Genomic DNA, 7,103 nt, shown 5'->3' on the forward strand with positions numbered 1-7,103 from the left:
ATGTAATAATCCGGCTAAATTTAATGCTAAACAAGTTTTGTAAATATTTTATGACAGAGGCTTTTCTATATATAACAAGTTCCGGTAGTCCAAATTTTTTTAATATTTAACCTGTAATCAAATCCCCCTGCAGGTTTCAGAACTGTGGCCTATAAAGCAAGGAAGCCTTTCAGCCAGCGAAGCTACGTTGATCTTGCTGGCGCAGATGGAAGCGGGGCGCCCACCTCGTCTCCATCCCTCAAAGACTGTTTCCTTATTGCTCTATAACCGGCTTAATTAGTAGAAGTCAGGTTATATTATTGGCCGCATTGAACTCAATTAAAAACCAAGCAAACTAAAGGCCATTTATCCTTATTTTAAATAACCCGGAAGAAATTTAATCTTACGAAATAAAAGTTACTGATTTAATTAGGTTTTACTATTAATTTTGAAAGATAAAAAAAGAAAGTCTGGCGTTTTTCTAAAATGTGTTATTTTTTTATCTTGAATGCGCATCAGGAAGGGGCAATTGGGTTTTATTTTTGCACCAATTGAACATTGCCATTAATGATTATTAACTAAATGAGATATAGTTTAATTCGTAATCGAATATAATAAAAACTCAAATCAGAAGTAATGCCAAACCTGAAAACTTGATTAAATCTAAAACAGTAAATGGGATAATTAATATTTAAGAGTTTGTACAATAGTTTAGTTACGGAAATTGCGCTTGCCGAATCTGAAAACCAAATTTTCTGCATATCACGGCAATCTGAGATATTTTAACCAACCTTAGGTTGAGGGACGGAAAACAGCTCTGTTCTTATTTCTGATCCATTCGCTCCAGGATCCTGCATAAAGTTTAGATCCCTTTAATCCTGCATGCTCCATCGCCAGTATATTATGGCAGGCAGTAACACCTGAACCGCACATATGAACAACATACTCCGGCGCTTCATCACCAAGGAGCCGATTGAACTGTTTATTTAAGGTGCTGGGTGGTAAAAATAAACCCCTGGCGTCAAGGTTTAATTGAAAGGGCCGGTTTAAAGCGCCGGGAATATGGCCTGCAACCGGGTCTATGAGTTCCTGCTCACCCCGATAGCGTTCAGGTGATCTGGCGTCGATAAGACAAATCGATTTTCTAGCCAGATTGTTTTGGACTTGTAAGGCATTTAGCCAGGATTCATTGTGTAGATAAGGCTTAAAAATGGCAGGCTTGATTTTTGGCAAGCTTGTGGTGATTTTATATCCTTGCTTTAGCCATTGTTGAATGCCGCCCTCCAATACGGCGACATTATCATGCCCCAGGCAGCGTAACAGCCACCATAAGCGCCCGGCGAAAGCCCCAGCTGCATTATCGTAAACAATTACCTGACAATGGTTCTCAATACCCCAATCGCCAAACTTTCTGGTCAAAACCGTAAAGTCAGGCAAGGGATGACGTCCTGTATGGGCCGTAATTTTCGAAGATAGGTCTTTGTCCAAACGGACGTAGCGGGCATGGGGAATATGTCCGCGGCGATAGGCTTTAGCGCCGGCTTCGCTATCTGTTAATGAAAAGCGGCAGTCAACAATAATCCAGTTGGGGTTATCAAGCTGTTGATGGAGTATATCTGCAGAAACAAGGGTATTGTAGGACATATTTTTATACGGTCAGGATAATTTTGCCGATATGCTGGCTGCTTTCCATAAGTTCATGGGCCTTTGCAGCCTCATTGAGCATAAAGGTTGAATAAATAACGGGTTTAATTTCACCCCTTGATAATAAAGGCCAGACGTTTTTAAGTAACTTTTTGGCGATTTCGGCTTTAAACGCCTCGTCTCTGGCCCGCAAAGTTGAACCGGTAACAGTGAGCCGTTTAAGCAGGATAGGCAGCAGGTTAATTTCAGACTTCGGACCGTTCTGGACAGCAATTTGCACCAGTCTGGCATCATAAGCCATGCATTTTATATTGCGGGGGAAATAGTCGCCGCCGATCATGTCCAGAATAACTTCAACGCCTTTATCGCCGGTCAAGTTATTTACTTCTCCAACAAAATCCAGTTTCTTGTAGTTAATGGCTGCATCAGCGCCCAGTTGTCTGCAGAATTCACATTTGGCGTCAGAGCCTGCGGTGACGATAGCATGGGCATTAAACGCTTTGGCCAATTGGATGGCTGTGGTGCCTATGCCGCTGCTGCCGCCGTGCACCAGCAGGGTTTCGCCTGGTGACAAGTGCGCGCGGTCAAACACATTGCTCCAGACGGTAAAAAAGGTTTCCGGTAAGGCCGCGGCCTGAATAAAAGATAAACCTTCCGGTATGGGCAGGCATAAGTTGCCGGAAGCAAGGCAATACTCGGCATAACCGCCGCCGCTCACCAGGGCGCAAACATTATCGCCGAGTTTTAAATGGCTAATATTTTCTCCTAGCGCAACGATAGTGCCGGCGATTTCCAGTCCTGGAGTGTCGGATGCGTTGAGCGGGGGCGGATAGAGGCCTTGGCGCTGCATCACGTCAGGCCGATTGACCCCGGCTGCGGCGGCTTTTATCAGTACCTGATTGACTGAAGGGCTGGGCATAGGACGTTCAGCAGGTATTAAAACGTCGGGGTTTCCTGGCCGGGAAATTTCAATAACACGCATATGAGCTTCAGAATGCGTCATGTTTATAGCAATGCCAATTAATAAGAAAATTCAGTTATTATATGCTCGGGTGAATTTTATAGACAATGTGTGGGTAGGGATAAAAAATAGATGATTCGCGCAGGTATTGTTGGCGGCACCGGTTATACGGGAGTCGAGCTAATGCGGATTTTAGCCTTGCATCCGGAAGTGGAAGTGACGATTGTCACTTCACGCTCGGATGCGGGGTTAAGAGTGGATTCGCTTTACCCCAGTTTGCGAGGTTCAGTTAATGTTGTATTTAGCTTGCCTGAAACTGAAATCTTGGCCGAATGCGATGTAGTATTTTTCGCAACGCCGAACGGTACAGCCATGTTAATGGCAGAACAGCTATTGGCGCACGGCATTAAAGTGATTGATCTTTCTGCTGACTTCAGGTTGAAGGATGCACAGGAATGGAGTAAATGGTACGGCATGGAACATGCGTGCCCTGAGATAATCGCAGAGGCTGTTTATGGCTTGCCGGAAGTGAATCGGGAGGCCATTAAAACAGCCAATTTAATCGCTTGTCCGGGTTGTTATCCGACGGCTGTACAACTGGGTTTTTTTCCCTTGATTGAAAATAAATTGATAAATTTGGATTATTTGATTGCCGATGTAAAATCAGGTGTCAGCGGGGCAGGGCGTAAAGCAGAGCTGGCTATATTAATGAGTGAAACGGGTGAAAGTTTTAAAGCCTATGCGGCTAGCGGCCATCGCCATTTGCCGGAAATTACTCAGGGTTTGACGATTGCCGCCGGAAAACCTGCAGGATTAACCTTTATTCCGCATTTAATTCCTATGATTCGGGGCATTCATGCAACATTATATGGACAGTTACAGTTAAATGCAGAACTGGATGATATTCATGCGTTGTACGAACAACGCTATATGGATGAAGTATTTGTAGAAGTATTGCCACAAGGCTCTCATCCTGATACCCGAAATGTTCGCGGCAGTAATAATTGCCATATTTCGGTTCATCAACCGCAAGGAGGTCAAACGGTGGTAATTTTATCCGTTATTGATAACCTGGTTAAAGGAGCGGCAGGCCAAGCTATTCAAAATATGAACTTAATGTTTGGACTGAAGGAAAATTCAGGTTTGAAAACGTTAGCTTTATATCCGTAATTTTTGCTAAAGGTTTCAATCATAAATCTTGACTATAATGCTGGGTATAGTCATAATTAAATTTGCTTTCATTTACTTATATAACGTTATTTTTATGGCTAATCCAATAATTTTTACTGACAGTGCAGCTTCGAAGGTAGGTGAATTAATTGCTGAGGAAGGCAATGATAATCTGAAGCTGCGAGTATATGTTTCAGGCGGTGGTTGTTCAGGTTTTCAATATGGATTTACGTTTGATGAAGAAGTCAATGAGGATGATACCAGCATTGAAAATGGCGGTGTCACCGTGCTTATTGATTCCATGAGTATCCAGTACCTGGCAGGTGCTGAAGTTGATTATAAAGAAGATTTGTCGGGCGCACAGTTTGTGATCCGTAATCCTAATGCGACCACTACCTGTGGTTGCGGCTCTTCTTTTTCAGCTTAGATATTCCAAGTTAGATATTCCAAGGGCGAATTTATTCGCCCTTTTTTGTGTTGCCCTGATAAATCCCACCCAGAACTACCGGCTTTATTGCTCCTGTTACTTCTTTAATATTGCCGGGCAGATTATTTAATGTTTGTCTTGCTAACCATGCAAAAGCAACAGCTTCGACATGGTCCGGATGAATCCCATATTGTTCGGTTGAGATAACAGGACATGCAATATTTTGTTCAATTAGCTCTAACAAATAACCATTGTGAATACCTCCGCCGCAAATTAATACCCGTTCAGTTGCGGGGGCGTAATTCCGTATGGCATCACAAATAGTTATCGCCGTTAAAAAACACAAACTGGCTTGAATGTCTTCAGCTGGATAGTCGGCTGTTGCAATATTATGATAAACCCATGGCAGTGAAAAATATTCCTTGCCAGTGCTTTTGGGCGGCGCGGCTTGAAAATAAGCATCCTGTTTTAATAGCGCGACCAGATTATGATTGATCTTTCCCGTTTTGCCCCAGGCGCCATTTTTGTCATAATCAATATGGCGGTGTTTTTGTATCCATTGATCCATTAAAGTATTACCCGGCCCTGTGTCAAAACCGATGACTTTTGCCGGTTGAGTTGGGGGTAACACGGTAATATTGGCTATACCACCAATATTTACGATGCACCTATGCTCATGGAAATCACTAAAAACTGCATCATGAAATCCGGGAACAAGTGGGGCTCCCTGTCCATAGGCGGCAATATCCCTGCGTCTGAAGTCAGCTATGGTAGTAATGCCGGTTTTTTCGGCAATAATATTAGGATCGCCTATTTGCAGCGAAAAAGGAAATTGAATGTCGGGTGCATGATAAATTGTTTGACCATGACTGCCAATTGCTTTTATTAAGGAGGCAGGGATACTGAGCTTTGCCAGTAAAGTATTGACGGTTTTGGCAAATAAATGGCCAAGTCGATTATCCATAGCCCCATATTCTTTCAAGGAAACTTTTGAACCGGGTTCGCTGAGCTGCTGGATTACGCTTTTTATTTCATTTGAAAATGGCAGATATTCGAAGCCAATCAGATAGGGTTTAGTGCCCTGGAAATCAACGAGACCGGCATCTATTCCATCGATACTGGTGCCGGACATAAGCCCGATATAAAGCTCAGACATTTATCCTAATAATCATTATTAAACTGATTTTTTACAAGCCAGGTTCTTGCTTTAGCCTGACTGAGTTGTGTTAATGAAACTTGGGCTTGTGATTTAAAATCAGCTAAAAGCTTATTACTTATTGGCAATGAATGGGTCAGTTTTGCTGTTAATGGGTTACGGTGAATGCCATCAACCCGGAATTCATAATGCAGGTGATGTCCGGTTGCGAGGCCGGATTGACCTACATAGCCTTTAATTTCGCCTTGTTAAATCGAGTCGCCATCCTGCAAGCCTTGTTTAAAATCGTAAAGAGGGCCGTAAAGTGTTTCATGGTATTGTCCATGCTGAACAATTACTCTTTGCCCATAACCTCCCTTGAGCCCATGAAAACTAATATTACCATCGCCTGTTGATTTTTACAGGAGTACCAGTTCTGGCTGCATATTCAACACCTTTATTAGCGCGTATTTTATTTAATACCGGATGGTTGCGTAATACCGGATGGTTGCGCTTCAAGTCAAAGGGTGAAGTGAGACGGGCAAAGTCAACAGGTGTACTTAAAAAATCTTTGCGCATACTTTGTCCATCAGGCGTGTAATATTCAACATGACCATTTTTGTCTCTATATCTTACGAGCTTTGAACATGTTTTAAAAGAGCCAAAACCAAAAAAGTATTGCTGCCCAATGCGCTGGCTGGCGGGAGCCCATCGGCAACTTCATTACAGCAAGTAATGACTGCCATATGGTAGGGATTGCGTTCAAGTGGCGCAGGGCGATTATTATCCCCCATCAGTTTCCGCGCCGGGAAACGGTATAGGGTTATTTTCGAAAGTGGACACAGGAAGGCCTTTGGCCGCGTATAGCTGACACCTTACGAGCCGATGTTCGGGGTAAGGCGGGACCTCGCCATGCCACTGCGGCTAGTCTGTCCAGTCAACGTGTAAAGCAACTGCATTAGCAGGTGAAAAAGGCTATGGCGCGGGTAAGAAGATACCAGGACGTAAATGTCATAGGCGGGTCGGTACCTGGGGTTATGGTAGGGTGTCATAGCGACAGCCGCTTTCGTTCAGGAGCGTGATGAGGCAAGCTGGTTTGGCAGCGCCTAACCGGCAGCTGTAAGAAACGGCACAATAGGGGTAGACCGAGGCCATCGGGGCGCTTTAGGGGGTTGGGTTTGCAAACATTTTCGTGTTGTTTTCGATGTCGTATTGCTCAGAGGGGGCAAAGGTTTCAAATGGTTACCTCGTCGATGGCCGGTAGAAACAGCTTTCGCAGGGCTTTATAGCTTACCGTGGATTGAGTAAAGATCAGGGGATTCTTCCTCAATCGAGCGAGTTTTTCATCTATTATAGCCATTATTATAGCCATGATTAATCTGAGGCTACAGAGGCTAAATAGATAAGACTTTTAAAATACGTTCTTAAAAGCTTGTCCCTGGTTGATAAATTCAGCAGCTAAGCGGTCACCGCTGTGTAGATTTGTAGCAAAATTGATATCTTACTCAAAAATATCGGCAAGCTACATGATGAGTTTATTGGCTTGGTAATCTGGGCAATAGCAGATATCTCTTTAGCAAGAATAGTAGTTAACGAATTAACAGGGTTGAATTTAATGGTTAATCTGACTAGTAAGCGGGGAGTCGCTATTTTTGCGAACGCTTTTATGAGCATCCCTGCCCAACAAGCGGCAAAAATTACGCGACCGCTCATGCCGGCGGCGGCCCCAGCCGTCCTGCTTCACTCGTTGCATACTCAGCAAGGGGTATGCAACATAGTTTTCGCAA

7 protein-coding genes are annotated in these 7,103 nt (G+C 43.7%); 2 read left to right on the forward strand and 5 right to left on the reverse strand.

Going from position 1 to position 7,103, the window contains the following annotated elements; all coding sequences use genetic code 11:
- Positions 1-771: 771 nt before the first annotated feature.
- Positions 772-1,623: a sulfurtransferase gene (locus tag HUX64_RS13290; RefSeq protein ID WP_174626706.1), complete on the reverse strand. Its 852-nt coding sequence runs from the start codon at positions 1,621-1,623 to the stop codon at positions 772-774.
- Positions 1,624-1,627: 4 nt separating this feature from the next.
- Complete coding sequence (locus tag HUX64_RS13295) at positions 1,628-2,605, reverse strand: NAD(P)H-quinone oxidoreductase (protein ID WP_174626713.1); 978 nt, start codon at positions 2,603-2,605, stop codon at positions 1,628-1,630.
- A gap of 111 nt (positions 2,606-2,716) precedes the next feature.
- Here HUX64_RS13295 and argC point away from each other — a divergent pair, with 111 nt between their 5' ends.
- On the forward strand, positions 2,717-3,754 hold the full coding sequence (gene argC, locus HUX64_RS13300; RefSeq protein WP_174626707.1) for an N-acetyl-gamma-glutamyl-phosphate reductase: 1,038 nt from the start codon (positions 2,717-2,719) through the stop codon (positions 3,752-3,754).
- Positions 3,755-3,848: 94 nt separating this feature from the next.
- Entirely contained in the window at positions 3,849-4,181 is a 333-nt protein-coding gene (gene erpA, locus HUX64_RS13305; protein ID WP_174626708.1) for an iron-sulfur cluster insertion protein ErpA, read from the forward strand.
- 31 nt (positions 4,182-4,212) lie between these two features.
- On the opposite strand, the gene HUX64_RS13310 is transcribed toward erpA, so the two are convergent.
- From HUX64_RS13310 to HUX64_RS20135, 3 genes are all read right to left on the reverse strand, one after another.
- Positions 4,213-5,337 carry an anhydro-N-acetylmuramic acid kinase gene (locus tag HUX64_RS13310; protein ID WP_174626709.1) on the reverse strand — a complete coding sequence of 375 codons (1,125 nt, stop codon included), beginning with the start codon at positions 5,335-5,337 and terminating at the stop codon, positions 4,213-4,215.
- 378 nt (positions 5,338-5,715) lie between these two features.
- Positions 5,716-5,895, reverse strand: coding sequence for a hypothetical protein (locus HUX64_RS13315; protein ID WP_174626710.1), 180 nt, complete (start codon positions 5,893-5,895; stop codon positions 5,716-5,718).
- 655 nt (positions 5,896-6,550) lie between these two features.
- Positions 6,551-6,676: a hypothetical protein gene (locus HUX64_RS20135; RefSeq protein WP_281355335.1), complete on the reverse strand. Its 126-nt coding sequence runs from the start codon at positions 6,674-6,676 to the stop codon at positions 6,551-6,553.
- Positions 6,677-7,103: the final 427 nt, after the last annotated feature.

Origin of the sequence: Candidatus Methylobacter favarea (assembly GCF_902806695.1) — a bacterium.
Classification (GTDB): Bacteria; Pseudomonadota; Gammaproteobacteria; order Methylococcales; family Methylomonadaceae; genus Methylobacter_B; species Methylobacter_B favarea.